Annotated in this window: 18 protein-coding genes and 1 pseudogene; 11 read left to right on the top strand and 8 right to left on the bottom strand. The window is 66.8% G+C overall.

What is annotated here, in order from left to right; translation table 11 throughout:
- Positions 1-2: 2 nt before the first annotated feature.
- Together HUA78_RS19440 and HUA78_RS19435 are read right to left on the bottom strand one after the other, a co-directional pair.
- Positions 3-341: a hypothetical protein gene (locus HUA78_RS19440; protein WP_141648803.1), complete on the bottom strand. Its 339-nt coding sequence runs from the start codon at positions 339-341 to the stop codon at positions 3-5.
- Positions 342-378: 37 nt separating this feature from the next.
- Complete coding sequence (locus tag HUA78_RS19435; protein WP_141648802.1) at positions 379-849, bottom strand: general stress protein; 471 nt, start codon at positions 847-849, stop codon at positions 379-381.
- Between the two features lie 382 nt (positions 850-1231).
- On the opposite strand from HUA78_RS19435, the gene HUA78_RS19430 reads away from it, so the two are divergent.
- On the top strand, positions 1232-1939 hold the full coding sequence (locus HUA78_RS19430) for a TVP38/TMEM64 family protein (protein ID WP_217442127.1): 708 nt from the start codon (positions 1232-1234) through the stop codon (positions 1937-1939).
- Between the two features lie 163 nt (positions 1940-2102).
- Here the strand turns inward: HUA78_RS19430 and HUA78_RS19425 are convergent, their stop codons facing one another.
- The 4 genes from HUA78_RS19425 to HUA78_RS19410 all read right to left on the bottom strand — a co-directional run bounded on the left by HUA78_RS19425 (position 2103) and on the right by HUA78_RS19410 (position 6030).
- Positions 2103-3311, bottom strand: a complete 1209-nt coding sequence (locus tag HUA78_RS19425) for a proprotein convertase P-domain-containing protein (RefSeq protein WP_174476893.1) — start codon at positions 3309-3311, stop codon at positions 2103-2105.
- 71 nt (positions 3312-3382) lie between these two features.
- Positions 3383-4168, bottom strand: a complete 786-nt coding sequence (locus HUA78_RS19420) for a hypothetical protein (protein WP_174476892.1) — start codon at positions 4166-4168, stop codon at positions 3383-3385.
- Between the two features lie 95 nt (positions 4169-4263).
- A complete protein-coding gene (locus tag HUA78_RS19415; protein WP_174468185.1) occupies positions 4264-5208 on the bottom strand; it encodes a patatin-like phospholipase family protein in 945 nt (314 codons plus the stop codon).
- 150 nt (positions 5209-5358) lie between these two features.
- Positions 5359-6030 (bottom strand): phosphoribosylanthranilate isomerase, encoded by a 672-nt coding sequence (locus HUA78_RS19410; protein ID WP_174476891.1) that lies wholly within the window; start codon positions 6028-6030, stop codon positions 5359-5361.
- Between the two features lie 141 nt (positions 6031-6171).
- Between HUA78_RS19410 and HUA78_RS19405 the strand changes: the two genes are divergently transcribed.
- The 6 genes from HUA78_RS19405 to HUA78_RS19380 all read left to right on the top strand — a co-directional run bounded on the left by HUA78_RS19405 (position 6172) and on the right by HUA78_RS19380 (position 17049).
- Positions 6172-9048 (top strand): carboxypeptidase regulatory-like domain-containing protein, encoded by a 2877-nt coding sequence (locus tag HUA78_RS19405; RefSeq protein WP_174476890.1) that lies wholly within the window; start codon positions 6172-6174, stop codon positions 9046-9048.
- A 191-nt stretch (positions 9049-9239) separates the two neighbouring features.
- A complete protein-coding gene (fdh, locus tag HUA78_RS19400) occupies positions 9240-12512 on the top strand; it encodes a formate dehydrogenase (protein ID WP_371745612.1) in 3273 nt (1090 codons plus the stop codon).
- A 3-nt stretch (positions 12513-12515) separates the two neighbouring features.
- Positions 12516-13313 carry a 4Fe-4S dicluster domain-containing protein gene (locus HUA78_RS19395; RefSeq protein WP_174476889.1) on the top strand — a complete coding sequence of 266 codons (798 nt, stop codon included), beginning with the start codon at positions 12516-12518 and terminating at the stop codon, positions 13311-13313.
- Positions 13310-14467: an NrfD/PsrC family molybdoenzyme membrane anchor subunit gene (nrfD, locus tag HUA78_RS19390; RefSeq protein WP_174476888.1), complete on the top strand. Its 1158-nt coding sequence runs from the start codon at positions 13310-13312 to the stop codon at positions 14465-14467. The genes HUA78_RS19395 and nrfD overlap by 4 nt, the downstream gene beginning before the upstream one ends.
- A gap of 128 nt (positions 14468-14595) precedes the next feature.
- Positions 14596-15702, top strand: a complete 1107-nt coding sequence (locus tag HUA78_RS19385) for an isopenicillin N synthase family oxygenase (protein WP_141647991.1) — start codon at positions 14596-14598, stop codon at positions 15700-15702.
- Between the two features lie 609 nt (positions 15703-16311).
- Positions 16312-17049 carry an MBL fold metallo-hydrolase gene (locus HUA78_RS19380; protein ID WP_174458338.1) on the top strand — a complete coding sequence of 246 codons (738 nt, stop codon included), beginning with the start codon at positions 16312-16314 and terminating at the stop codon, positions 17047-17049.
- Between the two features lie 48 nt (positions 17050-17097).
- On the opposite strand, the gene HUA78_RS19375 is transcribed toward HUA78_RS19380, so the two are convergent.
- Both HUA78_RS19375 and HUA78_RS47525 read right to left on the bottom strand, forming a co-directional pair.
- Entirely contained in the window at positions 17098-18504 is a 1407-nt protein-coding gene (locus HUA78_RS19375) for a cytochrome B6 (protein WP_174476887.1), read from the bottom strand.
- Positions 18505-18928: 424 nt separating this feature from the next.
- Complete coding sequence (locus HUA78_RS47525) at positions 18929-19360, bottom strand: hypothetical protein (protein ID WP_305798531.1); 432 nt, start codon at positions 19358-19360, stop codon at positions 18929-18931.
- Between the two features lie 126 nt (positions 19361-19486).
- Here HUA78_RS47525 and HUA78_RS19370 point away from each other — a divergent pair, with 126 nt between their 5' ends.
- From HUA78_RS19370 to HUA78_RS46530, 4 genes and pseudogenes are all read left to right on the top strand, one after another.
- Positions 19487-21880: a type I restriction-modification enzyme R subunit C-terminal domain-containing protein gene (locus HUA78_RS19370; RefSeq protein ID WP_305798530.1), complete on the top strand. Its 2394-nt coding sequence runs from the start codon at positions 19487-19489 to the stop codon at positions 21878-21880.
- Positions 21877-23475: a restriction endonuclease subunit S gene (locus HUA78_RS19365; RefSeq protein WP_174476885.1), complete on the top strand. Its 1599-nt coding sequence runs from the start codon at positions 21877-21879 to the stop codon at positions 23473-23475. Before HUA78_RS19370 ends, HUA78_RS19365 begins: the two co-directional genes overlap by 4 nt.
- Positions 23472-24959, top strand: coding sequence for a class I SAM-dependent DNA methyltransferase (locus tag HUA78_RS19360; RefSeq protein ID WP_174476884.1), 1488 nt, complete (start codon positions 23472-23474; stop codon positions 24957-24959). The genes HUA78_RS19365 and HUA78_RS19360 overlap by 4 nt, the downstream gene beginning before the upstream one ends.
- A gap of 125 nt (positions 24960-25084) precedes the next feature.
- Positions 25085-25453 (top strand): annotated as a pseudogene (locus HUA78_RS46530) (hypothetical protein); the annotation flags it as partial.
- Positions 25454-25580 lie beyond the last annotated feature (127 nt).

Below are 25580 nucleotides of genomic sequence, written 5' to 3'. Positions count from 1 at the left end.
CGTCACGAGCGGCGGTGGGTCGGCGCGGCGATCACCGGCAGGGCGACCAGGCGGCCCATGGGTGGATCGTCCGCATCCATCTCCAGTTGCACGCGTTGAATCATCCGCTCCATCTCCTCGGCGGAGACGGCGGGCAACATGCTCACCAGCAACACGCGGTCTTCGTCCGCGCCCAGGGCCAGACTTCGCAGCCCCGCGAACACGGGCACCTCGGCGGACAACGCCGCGGCCGCGCTCCGAGCTCGGACCACCAGCGGCTCCGGGATTCCAAACTCCCGGAGCCGACGGATGGCTCGCTCGGTCCCTTCCATCTGCTCGAGGAACGTGATGACCAGGTACACGCGGCCGTCTTAGCGGGTCCGCGCGCCAGGCGCCACGCTACTCGTTCTGGCCGGGGCCCGCCGTCTCACCGGAAGGAGCCGCCGGAGTCGCAGGAGTCGTTGGAGTCGTCGGTGCGGCTCCCTCTTGCGCCGGTGCCGCGCCTTCCTGGGCCGCCATCGCCGCACGAGCCGCGCGCTTGCCCTCCTCGATGAGCTTCTTCACCTTCTGCCCACCCTTGCGGCCAATCTCCTCGTAGAAGTTCGGCCCGCGGGTGGCCTTGACGCGGTCCCCGCCCTTCTTGCCGATCTCCTCGTAGAACTTCGCGCCGCGCTCGGCTTTCACCGTCTCGCCGCCCTTGCGGCCGATCTCCTCGTAGAACGAGCGACCCCGCTCGGCCTTCACCGTGGCTCCGCCCTTGCGACCGATGGTCTCGTAGAACTCGCGACCCCGCTCGTTTCGGACCGTCTCTCCACCCTTACGTCCCGCCTCGGCCACCGTCATGCTGCCCTTGTTGTCTTTGTCCGACATTGCGCCCTCTCCTCTCTTGGCTGCCTGCCCCCATCCCGCGCCTCGATGCCCCTTGCCTGAAACCTTGGGACGGAAGCGCCCCGATGCAAGCAAGCTCCGTACACCGCCAGCCGTTCTCGCCTGACCCACCACACCAAAACCCCAATGGTTTCATGCGGTTGGACAAGCTCGCCCTGCTTACTTTCCGGGCGGAGGCATGCCCGGCAGGACGCTCTCTTGTTGAAAACAATTCCCTCTGCATTGCCGATTCCCGGACCGGCACTCACCTTCATGCCCGCGGCGCGCGCTTCAGGGCGCCCGAGGGAGGCGTTGCGTGGCGCAGGTGGCGAAGACATGGCTCCGAGTCCTGGCACCGATGCTCGTGTCCGTCGGTGGACTGTTGATGCTCCGTCTGCTCGGACCGGACTTCATCGATCAGCGCTACATCGCGGATCTGCTGTCCCCTCTGGGTAAAGCCGCGCCGTTGGCCTACATCGCGTTTCTTGCCGTGCGCCCCCTGACGCTACTGCCCGGGCAGCTCTTGACCGCCGTGGGCGGAATGATGTTCGGGACGCTCGCAGCGACCCTCTATTCACTAACGGGCAGCTTCCTGTCTGCCATGTTGCTCTTCGTGCTGGCACGCAAGCTGGGGACTCGGCCGATGAAGCGCCTGGCTGGGGGCAAATATCCAGCGCTGGTGCGCGCGGCCAAGCGCCACGATTTCCTCTTCGCCTTCATGGCGTGCATCAACCCGCTGTGTCCCACCGACGTCATGCTGGTGGCCGCCGCGGCGAGTGGCGCGCGGTTCTGGCCCTCGGTCGCGGGCGTGATGTTGGGCACCATTCCAGGGACCTTTCTCACCGCGCAGTTCGGCAGTGGGCTGGCCCAGGGGCGCACGGTGATGACCGCGGTGTCCGCCGCCGGTCTCGTCGTCTCGCTGGTGCTGGGCGTCTTCATCGGGCGTCGTTTCTACAAGGAGCTCACCGAGGAGTCGGAGGCCACCTCACCCGAATCAGATGCGCGAGACGAGACAACGGTTCCCGGCCTCGGCGGCTCGACGACGATGCCGCGCACGCCCCCGAAGAGCGATGGTGTTCCAGCCACCTGGTGACGCCGCGCGACGCGGACACCCGCGCGGCATCGAAGGTTCCCTGCATCCGTGTCGTTCGTCGACTTCGGCTTCGACCCGCGCGTCGTCTCGCGAGTGAGTCGCGCGGCGACGACCGGGAGGCCGCGCGGGTTCTTTACGGCCTCCCGGTGGTGACGACGCGACGTCAGTCGAAGCGGCTGGTGAGCTTCACGGACCACTCTCGCAGCGTGCCGCTCCCCTGCCCCGCGGGGTTGGAGATGTGCAGCTTCCACTTGCCGTTGAGGGTCCCATCGCGCGGGATTCCACGCGTCACCGGGATGCGGGACGGGGGCCTGCCCTCGGTGGGCCCGTTCCACAGCAAGGCCGTCTCACCACCCGGGTCCTCCAGCGTGAGCACCAGGTTGGACGACGAGGAGTGCAGCAGGTCCAGCACCACGGTGATGTCCTCGGGCACGGTGGCGAGGCCCACCACGCCGACCACCGACACCAGCTGCACCGTCGAGCCGGGCAGCGCCAGGTCCGAGTAGTTCGTGAAGGTGCCCGCCATCCACGCCGGACGGCAGATGCCCTCGGGAGAGCCGGACTCGGAGCCCGAGCACACCAGCCCCGGCTGGCACGGACGCATCACCGAGCAGCTGTCGCTGTCACCCGCGATCGGCGGGTTGCTCCGGCAGCGCCCGTAGGCGATGGGGCCTCCGAACGCCAACCCCTGACACGACAGTCCGGCCTGACACGTCGCCGGGCCCGTGCATGGATCACCATCGGGAGCCAGGGCGACATGATTCTTGAGCGCCTGAAGCGCGGCGCCATTCATGAACGCCACCCGCGACAGCTCCACGATGTGGTCGATGCGACGCGCGGCGACGATGGCCTGCGCCTGACTCGCGCTCAGCCCCACGGTGTTCTGGAGGGCCGCCAGGCTCTCCGTGTTCGCCGCGGCCACGACTCGCCGGGCCTCGGCGAGGTTGAAGGCCACGCCATGGAAGGTGCCCACCTGCTCGTCCAGGGGCATCTCCACGCGGCCCGTCCCACGGACGTAGGCCTCAAGCGTGGCCAGCGCGGCCGGGCCCACCTGGGCAATCGCATCCACCTGTTCGATGGAGACGTAGTGGCGATCATCCGCCGTGAACTCCACACCGTCCGGACCGTTGCGGTGGGCGATGATGCTCTGCGCGGTGAGCGCGTTGAGCGGAACCTCGAAGTCCAACACCGCCAACGTCGTGGAGCGACTGTTGAGGAAGGCCAGCACCCCGGTGGACGCCGGCGTGCCCGTCGCGAGGGCCTGCGCCTGCGTCTCCAGGAGGGCGGGCGCCGCCTCCTCGGAAGGAACGCCACAGCTCAGCATCAGGGGAAGAACGGAAAGCGGTATAAACCGCATCAAGTTGTAGGTCATGCTCCCCGTGTACTCCAGGTCTCCGACCCTGTGTCCAACAGAGACGTCACAACCGGGCCCCCGAGGGCCTTTCAGGGGGCCTTCAGCCTTGCGGCCGAGATGAAGGCCCCCACGGCGGCGATGAACGTGGCGAAGCTCAGCCAGGGCCCCGCTGGGAGCTGAAGGATGGCCACCAGGCCCCCGAGCACGGAGAGCGAGAGAAAGGCCCGGCGCGCCAGGACCCGGCCCTTGCGCCAATGCCCCGCTGCCACGGTGAAGAGGAACGCGGTGGCCCCCGCGAGGAACTGGAGGCCCAGCACCTTGAGGGACGTGTCCTTCACCAGGCCCACGTAGCCAGTGAACCAGCGCGGCTCGGGTGGGAGCTGAAGGGCCACGGCATCCGGGTGATACATCATCGGGTCGAACGGTCTGTTGACGGGGGCCCCCAGCGTGACGACGGCCACCTGCGCGATGACCACGAGAAACAGCGTCACCAGGATGGTGAGCCACGGCAGACCGGTGCGCTCGCGCTCCCAACGGCGCAGGGCCTCCAGGTGCTGGGGGTCGACCTCGAGTGCGCTCGGATACCCCAGGTCCAGCAAGGCCTTCGTGGCGGCGATGCTCGCGGGCATCTTCTCCGTGCCCAGTCCCGCCAGCGCGCCGTCATCCAGGAGCCTGCGCAGCAGCGCCGCGCTCGCGTCGCGCTGGGGCTCCGAGGGGAGTCGGAGCAGCAGCGCATTGAGGTCATCCCCCAGTCGCGCCCCCTCCTCCGCCGATGAAGCGGACAGGGCCCGGGGAACCAGGGCTTCGATGCGCTCGGTGGCCGGGGACTCGTCCGTGCCAGCAGGAGTCCGCGCCGTCCTCTGAAGCTCGCCCATGGTGTGCCTCCCACGCCCGCTGACTCCACGGCGCGGAGCCCATCGTAACGAGGGGACACGGATTCGTCACAGCCGGACGGCGACGAAACGCTTCTTCACGAATGGAGCACGGGCTCCAGTTGCGCCGCGATGCGCGGAGGCATGCGCTCCCCAGGACCCACTCCGGTGGGCCGCATGATGGCGCGCGCGCGGTCCTCACCGTGACGGATGCGCATGCGCGTCATCTCCGGTGAGAAGTCGAGCGTGTCTCCCATGGGCGCCGTCGGCTCGATGACCGTGATGCGGCAATAGACATACGGCTTTCCATCCGGAGCCAGGAGCGTGGTGCCCTGCTCGTGGGCCTGCCTGACCATGTCGTTGATGCGGACGAACACGTCCACGTCGTTCATCAGGATTTCGTTGAGGGTGATGTCGGTGAGGCTGCGTCGGGCCACGTCCAGGATGTTGGAGGGATAGCGCATCGGCTCGATGCGGGACGACGAGCAGGCGATGACGACAATCTCCGTGGGTGCATAGCCGAGCGCATCGCCGAGCGGCGTGACGTTGCGCAGGCCACCGTCGACGATGGCCTGAGGCCCGATGGGCTCCCAGATGACGGGCATTGTCGCGCTCTGCCAGACGGCCGGGATGAAGTCGCTCGCATCGCTCGACACCAGCTCGTACAGGCCCGAGGTGAGCGAGACGCGGCCCACGTGCGCGGGAATGGCGAAGGGACGTCCGACGAGGTTCCGCTCGACGAGGTCTCTCAGGGGGGTGTTGTCGTAGAACCCCAGTTTGTTGAGCACCCCGAGCCGCAGCGCGACGACGAGCCACGGGAACTTCCGGTACACGTCCGACTCGCGGAGGTTCATCCAGAGGTTCGAGAGTCGCTCATATTCGTTCTGGGCGATGACGGCGGCGTTCAGCGCGCCCACCGATACGCCGAAGACGCGCTCCCATCGAAAGCCATGCACCTCGCGCAGCACCCGCTCCGCGCCCACCTGGAAGGCACCCTTGCCGCCACCACCTGAGAGCACGAGCGTCGCGGGACGATCCGTCATGGCATACCTCGCTGGGGATTCGCGCGAACCGCCCGGAGAAGGCCCGTGCCCGCGCATCAGCGGGACGAGATAGGCACGCCCTCTCCCTTCCAGAATCGCCCCGAGGCACGGGCCCGCTGTCCGGCGGTGGGCCCTGGACTCGTACGCGCGTCAGCCTTCGGCGGCCCGCACCGCGAGCATGAAGCGCTGAAGCTTCTCCTCATCCAGGTGCCCGCCCGTGCGCAGCCCACTGCAGACATCCAGCCCGAACGGGCCCACGGCGCGAATCGCCTCGCCCACGTTCTCCGGATTGAGGCCGCCAGCCAGGAACACGGGCACCGACACCGCCTCGCGAATGCGCCGACTGAAGGCCCAGTCATGCACGCGGCCGGTGCCGCCCAGCTCCTTCACGGCCAGGGCCGGGTTGCCCGAGTCGAGCAACAAGGCATCCACCTCACGCGCCACGTCACACGCCTCGTCCACGGAGGCGGCATCGACCACGTGGACCACCTGCACCAGCTTCACCGAGGGCAGCGAGGCCCGCACGTGACGGAGCACCGCGGTGCCCACCCGGTCCACCACCTGCACCGTGTTCACCCGGGTTCGGCGGGCCTGCGCGACGAGACGGTCGGCGTCCTCCTCGCACGTGAGCAGGAAGGTGGAGATGCCAGGGGGCGCCTGGCTGGCCAGTTCCGTGATGAGCCCCTCGTCGATGACACCCGGGCCGCTCGGCATCTTCGACACGAGCCCCAGCGCGGCCGCGCCACATGACACCGCCAGCCGTGCCTCCTCCCGCGAGGAGATGCAGCACACCTTCACCCGGACATGTCGAACCGGTTCCATTTCCGTCCTCCGCGCCGACGCGCCCGACAGGTATCACGCACACACCGTGACCACACGGCGCCCGAGCCGCGCGCCTCGGGACATGAGCGCCCCTGGAATTCACGGGCCGTATGGATCCAGGATGTCGCCCCTGGAGACGAGATGAACCGAAAAACACTGTTCGTGGTCGCCCTCCTCGCGGTCCTCGTGGGCACGGTCCTCTGGTTGCGCGGGGGCCCCGCTCCGGTTGGCACTTCAGCCGCCCCTGCTTCGGATGCACCTCCGCTCGCGAAGGCTCCGACGAGTTCGGGAGCCCCGACGGGGACCACGACGGCCCGGACGCCCACGGCGGAGTCGGGCACGCCCCCCGTCACCGACCCGATGCGCGAGGACGAAGGCACCGTGTACGTCGAGGTCCTCGATGGCACAGGTCCCCTCGCGGGCGCCCACGTCACGCTCTACCTCCAGGGACCGCGTGTCCCGGCGACGGGCCGTCCAGCGTGGTTCATCGCGGGCAAGGGCACCACCGATGCCTCGGGCACGCTTCGACTTCCCGCGCGACCGGGGCACTACCTCATCGCCGCGAAGTCCTCGGGACGCGCCCCCGCTCGCGCGGCCTTCACCCGCCCTCGGGGCGAAGCGCGGACGCAGGTGCGACTGGTGCTCGGGACCGGAGCCATCCTGGAGGGCACCGTCGTGGAGCGTGCTTCCAAGGCGCCCGTGCCCCTCGCGCACCTCATCCTCACCCCACGCACGCTGCTGTCCTCGGCCGCCAGGGACACCGCCTTCGTTCCCGAGGAGGAGCGCTACGTCACCTCCGCCGATGCGCGCGGCCTCTTCCGCGCCGAGGGCCTCGCGCCCGGTGAGTACCAACTCGAAGCCCTCGCTCCGGGACATGCCGCCAGACGACTCGCGCGGGTCCTGGTCCCCACCTCGGGACTCCTCGTCGAGTTGGACGGGTCGGCCTTCATCGAGGGCTTCGTGGAGCTTCCGGATGGCAAGCCCGCGCCCGGAGCACGCATCACCGCCACCGGCATGGGCGAGACGCTCGAAGCCGAGTCGAGCGCGGGAGGTGGCTTCTCGCTCGACGTCCCACCCGGCGTCTATCGCGTCACCGCCCGACATGGAGACCTGACGGGAACGGCCCCCGAGCGCGTCGTCGTGGGCGCGGGGATGACGGTGCGTGACGTGCGCATCCGCCTGGGGACGGCGGCCTCGCTCTCGGGAGTCGTGCGTCGCAAGGGCACCGGAGAGCCCATCGCCGGCGCGCACATCTCCCTCACACCGAGCGCCCTGGCCTTCTCGTTCGACGCGGCGCCCGCCGAGGTCGGCAGCGCGCTCTCCGGCGCGGACGGACGGTTCCAGGTGGGCAGCCTCGCCCCGGGTGCGTACACCGTGAATGTCCAGGCCAGGGGCTTCCGCTCGCTCAAGCGCGACGGCGTCACCGTGCTCGACGGGCAGCGCTTCGAGTTGCTCGCGGAGCTGGATGCGAATGGGCGAATCGAAGGCACGGTGGTGGATGAGCAGGGAAAGCCGCTCGCGGGCATCCACGCCACGCCCGAGCGGCGCTGGCGCATGGCCCCCGTGGAAGGCGCCCTGACGGCGGTGACGGATGCCCAAGGTGCCTTCACACTCGAAGATGTCCCGCCCGGGGAGATCCACGTGGCGGTCAAGCATCCTGGAAGCCAGACGCACGTGCGCGAGCGGGTGATGGTGAACCCCGGGCAGACAAGCCAGGTCCGCATCCAGTTGTCGAGCGAAGGCACACTCGAGGGGACCGTCAAGATGGAGGACGGACGCGCTCCAACGGGCCCCGTCACCGTCTACGCGCTGCGGGTCAAGGACGCGCGTACGGAGGCGCACCAGATCTCCGCGGCGGCGGATGGCGCCTGGTCCATGCGCGTTCGCGCGGGCACGTATCACGTCGCAGCGTGGCTCTCCGAGGCAGGCAATCAGAGCGGAGACCAGGAGAAGGTGGTGGAGGTGGCCGCCGGCCAGACGCAGCGCGTGGACCTGCGGGTGCGCGAGGCGAAACGAGCCCTCGCTGTCACGGTGCTCGAACCGAACGGCGCGCCCAGTGTCTCGGCGACCGTCATGGGCAGCGAGGCGGGCCGCAACGAAATCCTCCTCGAGGACATGACGGATGCCTCGGGACAGGTCCTGCTCGTCGCGGACTCGCTGGGCACCAAGGCCCTGCACATCTGGGCGACCAATGGAGGACGGCGAGGTGACCTGCTCTCCGTGCCCGACACGCAGAGGACCCTGGTCATCCAGCTCCAGCCCGGCGGGCGACTGGCGGGAGCGGTGCGCTCGGCGGGAGGACGCGACATCGACGGCTTCAAGCTGGTGGTGTCATCGACGAAGAGCGAGGACGACTTCCTCTCGCGTCAGGAGCTGGAGCTCGCGGGCGCTCGCTTCGTCGTCGAGGACGTTCCGGCGGGACAGGTGGCCGTCTCGGTGACGCTGCCGGATGGCCGGGCAGGAAAGGCGGAGGCCACGAGCGTCGCGGGGAAGACCACCCAGGTCGACATCATCGTCGAGGCCGGAGGCGTCATCTCCGGACGGCTGGTCGATGCGACCGGCGCGCCCCTCGCGGCGGCGTTCGTGGATGTGGACGGACTCACCTCTCCCCCCACCGGAGCCGATGGTCGCTTCCGCGTGGAGGATGTCGCGCCGGGTGAGCACCGGCTCATCGCGTGGAGCCAGAAGACGGAGCGCGCGGAGAAGACCCTCAAGCTGTCCGCGGGCAAGGCGCTGGACGTGGGCGACTGGAAGCTGGGGCCTCCCCGAGTCGAGCCCGGTCGCCTCGGTGTCTTCTTCAGCATGGATGGAGACGAGGTCCTCGTGCGAGGAGTCCAGGACGGCCTTCACGGAGACGCCATCCGCGCGGGGGACGTGGTGAAGTCCATCGACGGAGCCACCGTCGTCACCGCCGGAGAGGCACGCGAGCGGGAGCTGGGCGCACCCGGCAGTCCCGCCACGCTCCTCATCCGCCGCGACACGCGGACCTACCCCATCACCCTCACCCGCGCCCCCTGAGCGGACACCGCCCCCCAGGGTGAGGCCCCGTGCCCCACCCATCCACCACGCGACATCCCGCGACGGGAATCGTCCGGAGCCCGACGACGCCCTCTCACGAACTCCCCGAGAGGCGCTGCGTCGGGCAGCCTCGACCTCCACCATCCTCGGCAAGTCGCGCCACCTCGCGGCCCCGACTCGGGAGGTCCATTGTGGGAGTCCTCGACCTGCTGTTGCGCTGGCCCGTGCTCCGGCAGCTCGCGCGCAAGGACCTCACCGCGCTGGGCGAGACGGCGATGTCCGAGCGCGGCCGGCGGTTGGAGGCGCGCACGGCCCGCGCCGACCGCGTCGTCAAATCCATCTGTCCCTACTGTGCCGTCGGCTGCGGCCAGGACGTGTACGTCAAGGACGAGCGCATCATCGACATCGAAGGGGACACCGACTCGCCCGTGTCACGCGGGCGGCTGTGCCCCAAGGGCTCCGCGACGTTCCAGCTCGTCACCGGCACCCACCGTGTCCAGCACGTCCTCTACCGTCGCCCCGGCGGCACCGAGTGGGAGCGCATCCCACTGGAGCGCGCCATGGACATGGTGGCCGAGCGCGTGAAGCACACGCGCGACGCGACGTGGGAGTCCACCGACGTCAACGGGCTGAGCGTCCAGCGCACGCTGGGCATCGCGCACCTGGGTGGCGCGACGCTCGACAACGAGGAGAACTACCTCATCAAGAAGCTCTTCACCTCGCTCGGCATCGTCCAGGTGGAGAACCAGGCCCGCATATGACACAGCTCCACGGTGCCCGGTCTGGGCATCACGCTCGGGCGTGGCGGGGCCACGACCTTCCAGCAGGACCTGCGGAACTCTGACTGCATTCTCATTCAGGGCTCCAACATGGCCGAGTGTCACCCGGTGGGCTTCCAGTGGGTGATGGAGGCCAAGGCCCGGGGCGCGACCATCATCCATGTCGACCCGCGCTTCACTCGCACGAGCGCGATGGCGAACCAGCACGTTCCCATCCGCGTCGGCTCGGACATCGCGTTCCTGGGCGGACTGGTGCGCTACGTCCTGGAGCACGAGCGATATTTCAAGGAGTACGTCGCCCACTACACCAACGCCGCCAATCTCGTCCGCGAGGACTTCCAGGACACCGAGGACCTGGACGGCCTCTTCAGCGGCTTCGTGCCCGAGGAGAACAAGTACGACGTCACCTCGTGGGGCTACGAGGGTGTGCGGGGTCCCGCGCCCGCGCCGGGCCACAAGGAGCTGTACGCGGAGCCCGGCGCCGGCGAGGGAGAGCCCCACGCCACGCGGCTCAAGGACGCGGTGAAGGACTTCACGCTCCAGCACCCTCGCTGCGTCTTCCAGGTCCTCCGTCGTCACTTCCAGCGCTACACCCCGGCCATCGTCGCGAAGGTGTGCGGTGTCCCGGAGGAGCAGTTCCTGAAGGTCGCGGAGACGCTCTGCGCCAACTCCGGACGCGAGCGCACCACGGCGTTCTGCTACGCGGTGGGGTGGACGCAGCACTCGGTGGGCGTGCAGTACATCCGCACCGCGACCATCCTCCAGCTCCTGCTGGGCAACATCGGACGGCCTGGTGGCGGCATCCTCGCGCTGAGAGGCCACTCGTCCATTCAGGGCTCCACGGACATCCCCACCCTCTTCAATCTGCTGCCCGGCTATCTGCCGATGCCGAACGCCCAGCCGTCCCCGCACCTGGACGACTACCTGAAGTCCCACACGTCCGGCACGGGCTGGTGGAGCAACTTCCCCAAGTACGTCGTCTCGCTGCTGAAGGCGTGGTTCGGTGACGCGGCGACGCGGGAGAATGAGTACGGCTTCCGCCACCTGCCGCGCCTCACTGGCAACCACTCGCACATGCAGACGGTGGCCGACATGGCCGATGGCCGCGTGCGGGGCTACTTCGTCATGGGCGAGAACCCGGCGGTGGGCTCCATGAACGGAGCGCTCCAGCGCAAGGGACTGCGCCAGCTCGACTGGCTGGTGGTGCGCGACTTCACGCTCATCGAGACGGCGGAGTTCTGGCGCACCGCTCCCGAAATCCAGCGCGGCGACGTGAAGACGGAGGACATCCAGACGGAGGTCTTCTTCTTCCCCGCGGCCGCGCACACGGAGAAGGACGGCTCCTTCACCAACACGCAGCGGATGCTCCAGTGGCACCACGCCGCGGTGGAGCCGCGCGAGGACGTGCGCAGCGAGCTTCACTTCATGTTCCACCTGGGCCGTCGGCTGAAGCGCCTGTATGCCGACTCGCGCGAGACGAAGGACCAGGCCCTCCGTGAGCTGACGTGGGACTACCCCACGCGGGGCGCACGGGAAGAGCCTGGCGCGGAGGCCGTCCTCCGGGAGATCAACGGCTACACGCTCCAGGATGGCCGGCCCGTCAGCGGCTTCACGGCGTTGAAGGACGACGGCACCACCGCGTGCGGCTGTTGGATCTACTCCGGCGCCTACGCGGATGGCGTCAACCAATCGGCCCGCCGCAAGCCCGGACACGAGCAGACCTGGGTGGCCCCCGAGTGGGGCTGGGCGTGGCCCGCGAACCGACGCATCCTCTACAACCGCGCATCAGCGGATCCCCAGGGACGGCCCTGGAGCGAGCGCAAGAAGTACGTCTGGTGGGACGACGCCCAGCGACGGTGGACCGGCGAGGACGTGCCGGACTTCCTCGTGGACCTGCCACCGGATTACCGCCCACCTCCGGGCGCATCCGGCATGGAGGCCCTGGCGGGCGATGACCCGTTCATCATGCAGGCCGACGGCAAGGCGTGGCTCTTCGCGCCGAGCGGGATGATGGATGGTCCACTGCCCGCGCACTACGAGCCCATGGAGTCGCCCGTGAAGAACGCGCTCTATGGGCAGCAGTGCAACCCGACGCGGCTGGAGTGGTCTCGCAAGGGCAACCCCTATCACCGGGCCTGGGGAGATCCTCGCTACCCGTTCATCCTCACCACGTACCGCCTCACGGAGCACCACACGGCGGGAGGCATGAGCCGCTGGCTGTCGTGGCTGAGCGAGCTTCAGCCGGAACAGTTCTGCGAGGTGTCACCGGAGCTGGCCCGCGAGCGCGGCCTGAGCAACGGAGGCTGGGCGACGCTGCGCACGGCGCGGGGAGACCTGGAGTGCCGGGTGCTCGTCACCGAGCGACTGCGGCCCATGAAGCTCAACGGCACGTCGGTGCATCAGGTGGGCATTCCGTACCACTGGGGCGTGACGGGGCGCATCCGAGGGGACGGCGCGAACGAGCTGCTTCCGCTGGTGGCCGACCCCAACGTGGACATCCAGGAGTCCAAGGCCCTCACCTGCGACGTCGTCGAGGGACGCCAGGCCACGAGGGCCCGAGCCGCCACGGGCACCACCCAACCCGCCCTGCCCGAAGGACTGACACTCCATCGACGCGACAGCCTCCGCGTGGGTGAGGTCGACCACGCGCCCTGGCAGGAGAAGAAGAAGGACGAGGAGCGATAGCCCATGAGCCGCAAGGGATTCTTCACCGACTCGACGGTGTGTATCGGCTGCAAGGCGTGCGAGGTGGCCTGCAAGCAATGGAACCAGCTCCCCGACGGCGGTTTCCACTTCACGGGGATGTCCTATGACCAGACCGGAGACCTGGGCTGCTCGACCTGGCGACACGTGGCCTTCGTGGAGCGACCGGTGCCCCTTCCGGGCCACGACACCGGCGTCGGGGACTTCTCGTGGCTGATGGTCTCCGACGTCTGCAAGCACTGCCAGCGAGCCGGCTGTCTGGAGGCCTGTCCCACGGGCGCCATCGTCCGCACCGGGTTCGACACCGTCTACGTGCAGCCGGATATCTGCAACGGCTGCGGCTACTGCGTGACGGCGTGTCCCTTCGGAGTCATCGACCGGCGTCCGGATGACGGGCGCGCCTGGAAGTGCACGCTCTGCTACGACCGACTGGGTGAGGGCATGACGCCCGCCTGCGCCAAGGCGTGCCCCACCGAGTCCATCGCCTATGGCGACCTGGACGTGCTGCATGAGCGCGCGGAGAACCGGGTCCGCCAACTGCACGAGCAGGGAATCATCAGCGCGTATCTCTACGGCAAGGACGCGGCGAACCAACCGGGGACGGGTGGGCTCAACGCCTTCTTCCTGCTCGTGGACAAGCCGGAGGTCTACAACCTGCCGCCAGACCCCGTGGTCCCGACGATGAAGGCCCGGGAGGCCTGGGGCGCCGTGGCCGTGGGCGCGCTCGGCATGGCCGCGGTGGCCGTGGGCGCGGTGCTGTTCGGTCGCCGGGGCACACCATGAGTTCGTCAGGGAACGAGGGGCCGTCGTTCCTCGACACGCTCCAGCGACGGAGCGACGGGCGCAACGTGAACCCTTCACTGGGGACCCTGCTCGGAGAGGGCGCTCAGCAACGCGTGACGGACCTGGACGGCGCGAACCCCGCGCGCACGCTGCTGTCGTCGATTCCCTCCCGCTCCGGCGTGGATTCGCCCGATGCGCCCAGCTACCACGGGCTCCCGGTCCTCAAGCAGCCGGTCTGGATTGCCACCGTCCCCGCCTATCTGTTCGTGGGCGGCGTCGCTGGCGCGGCGAGCCTCATGGGCCTGGCCATCGATGTGCTCGGCGAGAAGGCCTTGGATCCGCTCGCGAGGCGGTGCCGTCAATTGGGCACCGTCGGTGACATCCTGAGTGCGGGGCTGTTGATCGCGGACCTCGGACGACCCGAGCGCTTCCTCCACATGCTGCGCGTGTTCCGGCCGACCTCGCCCATGAGCGTGGGCTCCTGGGTGCTCGCGCTGTCGGGAGGACTGAACACCGTGGGGCTGGTGTTGGGACGCTCTCGCGGAGTGCTCGGGGCGGTGGGAAAGGTGTCCGGTTACTCGGCCGCGCTGCTGGGCATGCCGCTCGCGGGCTACACGGCCGTGCTGCTGAACAACACGGCGATACCGCTGTGGCAGGCGACGCGGCGCACCCTGCCCCTGTTCTTCATGGCCTCGGCGACGGCGAGCGCGGGCAGCCTGCTGTCCCTCCTCCCCCACTCGCCGAGAGAGGCGGGGGTGCTACGTCCGTACCGGCTCGCGGGCAAGGTGGCGGAGCTGGCCATGGGGTACGCGGTGGAGCGCGACGCCCGACGCGCGCCGGAGGTCGCCCGGCCCCTGGACGAGGGCCTGTCGGGGACGCTGTGGAAGGCCTCTCGCGCCTGCTCCGTGGCGGGGCTGGTGGTGGACGCGCTCCCGGGGCGGCGGCGCTGGAAGCAGGTGGCGGCGGACCTGCTGACCACCGCGGGCGCGGTGACGGCCCGCTTCGCCATCTTCCACGGGGGCAAGGCCTCCGCCCGGGACCCGCAGGCCACCTTCAGGCCCCAGCGCCGGGGCCACGGCGCCGCCGAGGTGTCTGGCCATGCCATGGCCTCGGACGGCAAGCCGTTCAGCTTCCCCCTGCCCGTGGTGCGCTGAGCGGCGCGGCGGGTGCCCGACTCCGGGAGTGACCTGCCCCTGGGAAGGGACGCAGAATTTGCACCCAGGGAGAGAAGCCCACGAGGCCCTCCCCTTTGGCCGCGAGGAGCGATACACCTGGGGGAACCATGGCCGAGACCTCTTCTCTGAACATCCCGACTGTCGACCTCGCAGACCTCGCCTCGGGAGATGCGCCCCGCATCGAGCGCGCCGCGATGGCGCTGCGCGAGGCATTTGGTGTCTTCGGTCTCGTCTACATCAAGAATCACGGCGTCGACACTCAGGCGCTCCATCGCTACTACGACGCCTTCGCCGCCTTCATCGCGCGCCCCGCCGAGGAGAAGAAGCCCTACGGCCGAGCCGACCTCTGGTACCAGCGCGGCTGGACGCCGCCGAACACCGAGGTCGCCGTCGCCGGCAACGGCCAGCCAGACTTCAAGGAGTGCTACTTCGTCGCGCCCTACCCCAACGACGAGGTGGCGGCGATGGAGTTCCCGGAGCTGTATCCGGAGAACGTGTGGCCCTCGGATGCGCCCGCGTACTTCCAGGAAGGAATCATGACCCTGGGCCGCTCGCTCCACGAGGCGGGCCTCCAGTTGCTGCGCGGCTCGGCCATGGCCCTGGGACTCCCCACGGACACCTTCACGTCCCTCTGCGAGAAGGCCCCGCACATCACCCGCGCGCTCCAGTACCTGTCGCTCAAGCCGGAGCAGGTGAACACGGACATCGTCTGGGGCGAGGAGCACACGGACTTCAACCTCCTCACGCTGCTGCCCGGTGGGCGGTTTCTCGGCCCCGACGGGAAGGCGGCGCCGAGCCCCGACGACAAGAGCGGCCTGTATCTGCGCACGCGCGCGACTCCCGAGGAGCCGCAGGGCCACAAGGTGCGTGGCACCGCGCCCGCGGGCTGCATCGTGGCGCAGGTGGGCCAGCAGTTGGAGATCCTCACGGGCGGCACGTTCCTCGCGACGCCTCACGTCATCACCGCGCCGGGCGTCTCCGGCTGGCAGCGCCAGTCCGCCGCGCACTTCATCCACGTGCACACCAGCAAGGTCCTCTTCCCGCTGGAGAAGTTCCGCACGCCCACGGCGATCCGGAGCTACGCGCCCCCTGTCCTCACGGGCACGTACGACATCAAGACGCTGGTCGACATCGGCCTCGCGCCGCCGCACGCGCTCGACAAGCTGGGTTACCGGCACTACGACCGGCTCAACCGCCAGCGTTCGGGCGAGTAGACTTCGCGTCTGTCATTGTGTAATCACAGACAAATCAATCCCTGACTTGATAGCGATTGCTTCGGGGGCGCGGTGTAATCGCGCTCCCGTCGAGAGCGCTTGTCCTGACGGCTCGACGCCCTCGACAGGTCGGCTCGCCTGCGTTCGTTGCCCTGCGAGCATGGGTACAAAAATACCTGAGGATGCGTTCAGGTAGGCACTGCGCGCCAATCTGGGCCAGAACCCTATGCTGATGGGGTCGGAAATGCCTGAAGACGCGTTCATGTAGGCATTCCCCTCCATTTCGGGCGAGAACCCGTGACGAGGTGGAGCCAGACATCTGTTCAGGCGGGCGTCGCCCCCGATATCACCGGCGGATGCGACAGTTCGCCTGGCCAGAACAGGCCATTGGACTCACTGAACATGAGGGCATGTAGGTATTGCCGTTCACTGAGCCGCGTGGGCCTGAATCCGCCATCGCGAGCGCCTCTGAAAAATGAAGGGAGCCTTCGGCACGACAGTGTTCGGGCGGGACAGGACTCATGGACCCGCGTGTGAGCCTGCCAGCCCACGGCATGTGCTTCGCTGCGGCCATCCCCACGTCGGGGTGGTTGGACAAGGAGGTATCAGGTGGAGACCCAGGTGACTGAAATCGCGCCGAATATCTATCGGCTGTCCACCTACGTCAGCAGCTCCAACATTCTCTTCAACCAGTTCCTCATCGAGGCTGAGGAGCCATTGCTGTTCCATCTGGGGCCGCGGGCGCTGTTCCCCTCGGTATCGGCCGCGGTACAGCGGGTGCTCCCGCCCGAGCGGCTGCGCTGGCTCACCTTCGGGCATGTCGAGGCAGACGAGTGCGGGGCGATGAACTCCTGGCTGGCCACCGCGCCGCATGCCCAGGTCGCGCATGGGGCACTGGGCTGCCTCGTATCGGTGAACGACCTCGCGGATAGAGCGCCACGCCCGCTCCAGGACGGCGAGGTCCTCGACCTGGGCGGCAAGCGGCTGCGGCGAATCGAGACACCCCACGTGCCGCACGGCTGGGATGCCGGACTGCTCCTCGAGGAGTCGACCGGGACGCTGTTGTGTGGGGACTTGTTCACCGCGCTGGGCGACGCGCCGGCCCTGACGGAACAGGACCTCGTCGGGCCCGCGCTCGCGACCGAGGACCGCGCCCTCGCAACCTGTCTGACTCCCGCGACCGGGCCCACGCTCCGTGCGCTGGCGGCGCTGCGTCCGCGAACGCTCGGCCTCATGCATGGTCCCTCATATGTCGGGGACTGCGCGCAGGCCCTGAACGACCTCGCGGCGGCCTATGACGAGCGGCTCGACGCGGCTGTCGCCCGAATGCGTGGGCCGAGGCATTGACCCGGCCCACCCTTTCGCCACGGCACGAAGCGCCGCTTGTCGCGAGCGTCAGAGCACGCGCATGAATGCGACCAGGTCCTTCTTCTCCTGCTCGTTGAGCCGGGTCTCCAGCACGAGGTTGAAGAACTCCACCGTATCCTCGAGCGTCAAGAGCCGCCCATCATGGAGATAGGGCGGAGACTCCTTGATGCCGCGCAGCGGGAACGTCTTGATGGGGCCGTCCGCGCCCATCATCGCGCCGTTCACCAGGCGTGGCTTGTAGAAGCGCTCCGCCCGCAGGTTGTGCATCAGGTTGTCCGTGTAATACGGCGGCGTGTGACACACGGAGCACTGTGCCTTGCCGAAGAAGAGCGTCTGGCCGCGCACCTCCGACTCGGTGGCCTTCTTCGGGTCCAGCTTCCCGTCGAAGCGCAGCTTGGGCGCGGGAGGGAAGTCGAGGAGCGCTTGAACCTCCGCCATGAAGTGCACCTGGCTGCCTCGCTCCAGGATGTTGACGCCCTTCTTCGTGGCGATGACCGGATCTCCGTCGAAGTAGGCGGCGCGCTGCTCGAACTCGGTGAAGTCCTCCACCGTCTTGAGGGCTCGCTGCGAGCCGAACAGGCGCTGGATGTTCACCCCACGGAGGGTCGGCGTCTCGATGCGGTGTCTGAACTCCTGGGGGCGGATGTCTCCCACCAGGTGCGTGGCGCCATTGGAGTGGCCATTGACGTGACAGTCGAAGCACGTCACGCCCCGGCTGGGCAGCTCTGAGCGACGGTCAGCGGTCTGATTGAACTGCTGCTGGGGGAACGGCGTGACGAGCAGCCGGAGTCCCTCCAGTTGCTTCGGATTCAGGAGGCCGTTGAACAGCTCCTGGACATTCATGATCGTCACCAGCTTGCCTTGCGAGACATCCCCCAGGTCCGGGCGCGTGGTGAGGAAGATGGGCGGAGGGAACTCCGGCAGCAGGTGGTCCGGCAGGTCGAAGTCGAGGTCGAACCGCGTGAGGTCCCTGCCCTCCTGCCGCTTGATTTCATCGATGTGGAACTTGGGGAAGAGCATGCCGCCTTCCGGATGATTCGGATGGGGCAGCGGCATGAGGCCCCCGGGGAAGACGCCCTTCTCGCGGACCGCCTCCGGACTCATGGCGGCGAGGGAGGCCCAGGTGACGCCCTGCGGGAGCTTCACCCGGACGCCTTCCTGGACGGCCTTCCCACGAGACATGGTGACGCCCTGGGCAGGGCGGTTTCCCAGGTCATAGCGCTGAGTGAGCAGTTGCTGGTGGCGCGCGGTGACCTTGGGCTTCTCCGCCTTCATCCGCGACATGACGTCGGCGAAAGGCTCCGTCTGGTCCACGGGCATATAGCTGGTGAGGCCTCGCCCCGATGTCTCCTGTGCGTCGGCCGCTCCCATGGACATCAGGAGCAACCCCATTCCAGCGACTGTGAGATGCGGACGAATCCAGAACGGCTTCATGTGCGCTCCCTCCGTCTGACATCCAGCGGATTGACGCCCCACCGTCCAGGCAAGAGCTATTCGATTTACGCCGCATCCCCCCACATCGCGCGACGAACCGTTGACCAGTTCATTCCAGGCGCACTGTTCTGTCCTGTTGTGTTCCATTGGGCCCCACTCCAAGGCCGGGTCCCGAGGCTCGAGGAATGGGGCCCATGCCCCGTGACGTCAGTCTTCAGGTCCCCGGGACTCCATCCGCGGGCGCGGCAGGCGCCGCAGGTGCCGTGTGGGGTAGCGGGCCCAGCCCCGGGTTGGAACGGACTTCTTCGCGATGGGATGTCCCAGGGGACTTCACCACCAGCGCGTACCGGACCAGGTGCCCCTCCCCTGCGGCCTGTGGGGCTCTGACCATGCCTGACCGCCACGGCAGACCGTAAGTGTGTACTTAGGGGTCGCCGTGGGCGGGGCTTTCAGCGAAAATCGGCGCACGATGCCGACTCCCGAAGCGGCTGCCCGCAAGAACATCGACGCTGCACTCCAGCGCGCCGGTTGGCACGTTCAGGACTACGCCCAACTGAACCTCGCCGCTGGGATTGGGGTGGCCGTCCGCGAGTTCCCCCTGGATCGAGGTCACGGCACAGCCGACTATGCCCTCTACGTCGCCGGGAAGCTGGCCGGTGTCATCGAGGCCAAGAAAGAAGGCACCCTCCTCGCAGGCGTCGAGGTCCAGTCGGAGAAATATGCGCGCGGCGTCCCGTCCCTCTTCCCGGCCCACGTCCGCCCACTGCCGTTCCTCTACGAAAGCACGGGCGTGGAGACACGTTTCACCAACCGTCTGGATCCGGAACCCCGCAGCCGCCGCCTCTTCCATTTTCACAAGCCCGAGACACTCGCAGAGTGGCTCGACCCTGAGCAGAACCCACCACCGCTGCTCCCCCTCGAGAACGGCGAACCCGCCCCGCGCAGTCTCCAGCCCTCCACTCTGCGGCTGCGCCTCCGCCAGATGCCGGACATCGAGCCCAAGGGCCTCTGGCCCGCGCAGCTCAAGGCTGTGCGCAACCTCGAAGCCTCCCTGTTCGCCGGCAAGCCGCGCGCCCTCATCCAGATGGCCACCGGCTCGGGGAAGACCTTCACCGCGGTCAGCTCCATCTATCGGCTCATCAAGTTCGGTGGCGCCAAGAGAGTCCTGTTCCTCGTGGACCGCGCCAACCTTGGTCGCCAGACGCTCAAGGAATTCCAGCAGTACGTGACTCCAGACGACGGCCGGAAGTTCCACGAGCTGTACAACGTCCAGCACCTCACCTCGAACAAGCTCGACCCGGTGGCCAAGGTCTGCATCGCGACCATTCAGCGCGTCTACTCCATGCTCTCGGGCCAGGAGCTGAAGGAAGACGACGAGGAGATCTCGGCCTTCACCACGCTCACGGACTTGAGCACCCAACCGCTCCCGGTCCCCTACAACCCCAGCATCCCCGTCGAGTTCTTCGACTTCCTTTGGACCGACGAAGCCCATCGCTCCATCTACAACTTGTGGCGTCAGGTGCTGGAGTACTTCGACTCGTCACTCGTCGGACTCACCGCGACGCCCTCCAAGCAGACCCTGGGCTTCTTCCACCAGAACCTCGTCATGGAGTACGACCACGAGGCCGCCGTCGGCGACAGCGTGAACGTGCCCTTCGACGTGTACCGCATCCGCACCCGAATCACCGAGGGCGGCTCGAAGGTGGAGGCAGGCCTCTTCGTGGACAAGCGCGACCGCGAGTCCCGGGCCGTCCGGTGGCAACAGCTCGATGAGGACCTGACCTACTCCGCCAGCCAGCTCGACCGGGACGTAGTGGCGGTGGACCAACTGCGCACCGTCATCCACACCTTCAAGGACCGGCTCTTCACCGAGATATTTCCCGGCCGCAAGGAAGTTCCCAAGACGCTCATCTTCGCCAAGGACGACTCCCACGCCGACGACATCGTCCGCGTCCTCCGCGAGGAGTTCGGCAAGGGCAACGAGTTCTGCGAGAAGATCACCTACCGCACTGGCACCGCTCGCATCGTCACGAAGAAGAAGGGCCCGGGCGGCAAGGAGGTCGAAGAGATCACCTACAAGACCACCGGTATCAAGCCCGAGGATCTGCTCTCCTCATTCCGCAATTCCTACAACCCGCGCATCGCCGTGACAGTGGACATGGTCGCCACCGGCACCGACATCAAGCCGCTGGAAATCGTGATGTTCATGCGCACGGTGAAGAGCCACAACTTCTTCGAGCAGATGAAGGGGCGCGGAGTCCGAGTCATCAGTCCGAGCGACCTCCAGTCAGTGACGCCCGACGCCCCCGCCAAGACGCACTTCATCCTCGTGGACTGCGTGGGCATGTGTGAGAGCGGTTTCGTCGATACCCGCTCGCTGGAGAAGCAGCCTGCCGTAGCCTTCGATAGGTTGCTGCAGGTCGTGGCCGCCGGCGGCACGGACCGAGATGTCATCTCCTCGCTGGCCAGCCGCCTGGCCCGGATGAATCAGCGACTGGGCAAGCCCGAGAAGGAGCGGCTCGCTCGATTGGCCCATGGCAAGTCGCTGGAGGAGTTGGTGGGCAGCATGGTGGAGGCGCTGGATCCGGACAGGCACGTCGAGGCAGCGCGGGTGGCCAACAAGCTGCTCACCGGAGAAGAACCCACGATGGTGCAGGTCTCACGGGCCGCGGAGGCGGCGATTCGGGCGGCGGTGGCTCCACTGGCGGCGAACCCGGACTTGCGCAACGAGCTCTCGTTCATCAAGCGCAGTTTCGAGCAGACCCTCGACACAGTCAGCGTGGACACGGTGCTGGGAGCGGGCTTCGACGCCGCCGCTACCGAGAAGGCTCGCGGGCTGGTGCAGTCCTTTGAGCAGTACATCGAGGAACACAAGGACGAGCTCACCGCTATCCAAGTGCTGTACTCGCAGCCGTACGCAAAGCAACTCACGTTCAAGGACATCAAGGCGCTGGCCGAGGAAATCAAGGCTCCGCCCCGGACATGGACGCCCGAGGCGCTCTGGCGGGCGTACGAGACGCTCGACAAGGCGAAGGTGCGCGGGGCCGGGGGCAAGCGGCTGCTCACGGACATCGTGTCGCTGGTGCGCTTCGCGCTCCACAAGGACCGACAGCTGGTGCCCTTCATGGATCAAGTAGAGGAGCGGTTCCAGAACTGGCTTGCCCAGCAGGAGAACCGGGGGAGGAAGTTCTCCGAGGAACAGCGCCAGTGGCTCGCGCTCATCAAGGACCACGTCGCCGCGAGCTTCAAAATCGAGAGGGAAGACTTCGAGGATGTGCCTTTCAACCAGAAGGGCGGGCTCGGGCGGGTCCATCAGGTGTTCGCGGGCAGGCTTGATGAGCTGCTCGAAGAGTTGAATGAGGTGTTGGTCGCATGACGTTGCCGGAACGGATACAGCTTCCAGCTGGTTGGGTCTGGGTTACCTTCGGGGATCTTCTGTCCGAACCACTTGCAAATGGACTCTCTATCAAGGGGTCCGAAACACCACCCGGGGTGCCAGCACTCAAACTCAATGCAATGAGTGAGCGTGGCTTTGATTGGAGCAAGGTACGTTTTTTACCCATCGACTGGGATGAGGTTATCGACCTTGAGGTGCAAGAGCAGGATTTCTTCATCTCCCGTGGCAATGGGAGTCTGGCCCTCGTCGGGCGAGGAACCTCTGCACAAGAGCCCGCCAAGAGAGTCATCTTCCCAGATACGATGATTCGCGCTCGCATTTGCGAACCGATTCGCAGCACAGGCTGGGTTCAAACGGTCTGGTCTTGTCCGGGCGTTCGCGAACAAATCGAAAGGCGAGTCAAGACGACTGCAGGCATCTGGAAGATTTCACAGGGCGAGATTGAGTCAATCAGACTTCCGATTCCTCCATTGTCGGAGCAAATCCGGATCGTGGGAGAGGTCGAGAAACAAGTTACTCGCCTTGACGCTGGAGTTGAAGCCCTCAAGCGAGTACACGCCCAACTCAAGCGCTACCGCGCCTCAGTCCTGAAGGCCGCGTGCGAGGGGCGGCTGGTTCCGACCGAGGCCGAACTCGCCCGGCGCGAGAAGCGCGACTATGAGCCCGCTGACAAGCTCCTCGTTCGCATCCTCAAGGAGCGCCGCACCCGCTGGGAGGCCGACCAGCTTGCCAAGATGAAGGCAGCCGGGAAGCCGCCTAAGGATGAGCATTGGAAAGCAAGATACGTAGAGCCCGAGCCCGCAGATTCGTCAAAACTCTCACCTCTCCCCAAGGGCTGGGTCTGGAGCACTGTCGGGGCTGTGGGTGACGTTCTGCTTGGTCGGCAGCGCGCGCCGCAGTATCTCACGGGGCAGCACACGCGCCCGTACTTGCGCGTTGCGAACATCAAAGACAATTACATTGACTATTCCGACATCGAGTCAATGGACTTCGATGACAATCACCGTGCCAAATATCAACTACTAAATGGCGACATTCTACTGAGCGAAGGGCAGAGCCCTGAACTCGTCGGACAGAGCGCCATCTACCGGGGCTCCATCGCAGATCTCTGCTTTCAGAAGACTCTCCATCGTTTTCGGGCCACTCAGCATGGGCCGTCTCCCGAGTTCGCCCAGATTGTCTTCCGCTCAAATGTGAAGACGGGCGCATTCATGCGGCTCTCCTCGATTACCACGAACATCGCGCACCTGACTCTGGAGAAGCTTGTCGCCTCGCCATTCCCGCTTCCGCCAAAGGCCGAGCAAGATCGAATTGAGGCTGAGGTCTCCGCCAGAATGTCGGTGGCGGAGGTCGCAGAAGCATCCATCCTACTCAGTTTGACGCGCGCCGCGAAACTAAGACAGTCAATTCTTCAGCGCGCATTCGACGGATCGCTGGTTCCTCAAGATCCGCGTGACGAGCCTGCCTACAAGCTTCTCGAGCTCATCTCTGCCGCAGTGGAAACCAAACCTGTACCCAAACAGATCCGAGCCAGGCAGACCACCGCTGCCCTCAAAATGAAGGCAACACGATGAGCAACCATTCGGCCCAAATCGTCCAGAAGCTCTGGAACTACTGCGATGTTCTCCGGGACGATGGCCTCTCCTACGGCGACTACATCGAGCAGCTCACGTTCCTGCTCTTTCTCAAGATGGCGCACGAGCAGACCCAGTCTCCGTGGAACCGTCCATCGCCCGCTCCCAAGGGCCTCGACTGGCCTAGCTTGATGAGCAAGGAAGGCGACGCGCTCGAAACCCACTACCGCCGCCTGCTGGAGACGCTAGGCAAGTCAAAGGGGACACTGGGCCTCATCTTTCGCAAGGCCCAGAACAAGATTCAAGACCCGGCAAAGCTCCGCCGCCTCATCGTGGACCTGCTGGACCGCGAGCAGTGGTCGAGCCTCGACGCCGACGTGAAGGGCGACGCCTACGAGGGCCTGCTGGAGAAGACGGCCACCCAGTCCGGGGCCGGGCAGTACTTCACCCCAAGGGCGTTGATCCGCGCCCTCGTGGACGTAGTGCAGCCCAAGCCAGGGGAAACCATCGTGGACCCGGCCGTGGGCACCGGCGGCTTCCTGCTCGCGGCCCACGACTTCATTGCCCGGAACAACAAGCTCGATAAGGATCAGAAGAAGCACCTCAAGCTGGAGGCACTGCGGGGATGGGAGATCGCTGATACACCCGCCCGCCTCTGCACGATGAACCTGTTGCTCCACGGCATCGGCGGGGATGTGACTCCCATCGTCGTGGTGGACGACGCCATTCGCAGCGACCCGGGTAAGCGGTGGAAGATCGCGCTCTCCAATCCGCCCTTTGGGCGCAAGTCCTCGGTTACGGTCATCAACGCAGATGGGGAGCAGGAAAAAGAGGCCCTCACCGTCGTACGCGACGACTTCTGGGCCTCCACGAGCAACAAGCAACTCAACTTCGTGCAGCACATCAAAACACTGCTGGAGGTGAACGGGCGAGCTGCAGTGGTGGTGCCCGACAACGTGCTATTCGAGGGTGGAGCTGGGGAGACGATTCGCCGAAAGCTGCTCCACGAGTGCGAGGTGCACACGCTGCTGCGGTTGCCAACAGGCATCTTCTATGCGCAAGGCGTGAAGGCAAACGTCCTGTTCTTCGAGAAGAAGCCGGGCCGAGAGAAGCCTTGGACCGAGAAGCTCTGGGTCTACGACTTGCGCACGAACAAACACTTCACGCTGAAGACGAACCCGTTGAAGCGGGGGGACCTCGACGAGTTCGTTGCCTGCTACCTGCCGGAGAACCGGCACCAGCGCGAGGCGACGTGGTCCGAGACGAAGGCTCCGGAGGGGCGCTGGCGCTCGTACGGATACGAGGAACTGCTCCAGCGGGACAAGGTGAGCCTGGACATCTTCTGGCTCAAGGACGAATCCTTAGAGGACTCAGCAAACCTCCCAGATCCGGACGTCATTGCCGGGGAGATTGTCGACGACCTGCGTGCAGCCCTGGAGCAGTTCGAGGCGATCCAGTTGGACCTCTCGCGCAAGGGCCACTGAGAGGTGCCACCTGGGCTGTATGACAAACCAGTGGAAAGGTGTAGGCCAACTGGCCGTCGGCGTGCAGCGACCATGTGGCCTGACCTTGCCCCACTACGCCCTCTCCTGCTCGAAAGGACGTGGCTATGCGTTTCCGCGTGTGCATCGGATTTCTGCTCATACTCTCGGCCTGTGCTACGTCGGCGCCGGGCCCAATAGCGTCAGCGGCACGGAACCTGAGGCTTGCCAATCTCCAGCGAGCGGCAGAACTGCCCTGGACTGACGGCGGGCGTTGCGTCGTCCGAGAGGATTCACAGCCCTGGCCCGTTCTGGCGGAGCAGTGCTTTCATGCTCTCGACCATGACCGGATTCGATTCAACGATTCCATGGGAAGGTGCGCAGTCGCGTCTGCGGGCACGGCGGTCCTGGGATTCGGGCTCTGCGTCCTGGCGGCGCCGGAGATCGTCGTAGGAACTGTGATCGTCGTTGGAGTGGTAGTGGTAGGTGTCGCCATCGGTCGTGTCCCTATAAGTGTGTAGTCGGCGAGCAGGGATGAGCGTGAAAGAGGGAAGCTCCTCGGTGAAACCAACCGAGACGGTCTCCCCCTGGCAGGGGAGCCGAGGAGTTCCCGCCGTGGACGAT

This window comes from Myxococcus sp. CA033 (assembly GCF_013336625.1).
GTDB classification, from domain to species: domain Bacteria; phylum Myxococcota; class Myxococcia; order Myxococcales; family Myxococcaceae; genus Myxococcus; species Myxococcus llanfairpwllgwyngyllgogerychwyrndrobwllllantysiliogogogochensis.
This window is presented reverse-complemented; position numbering and strand designations above follow the sequence as displayed.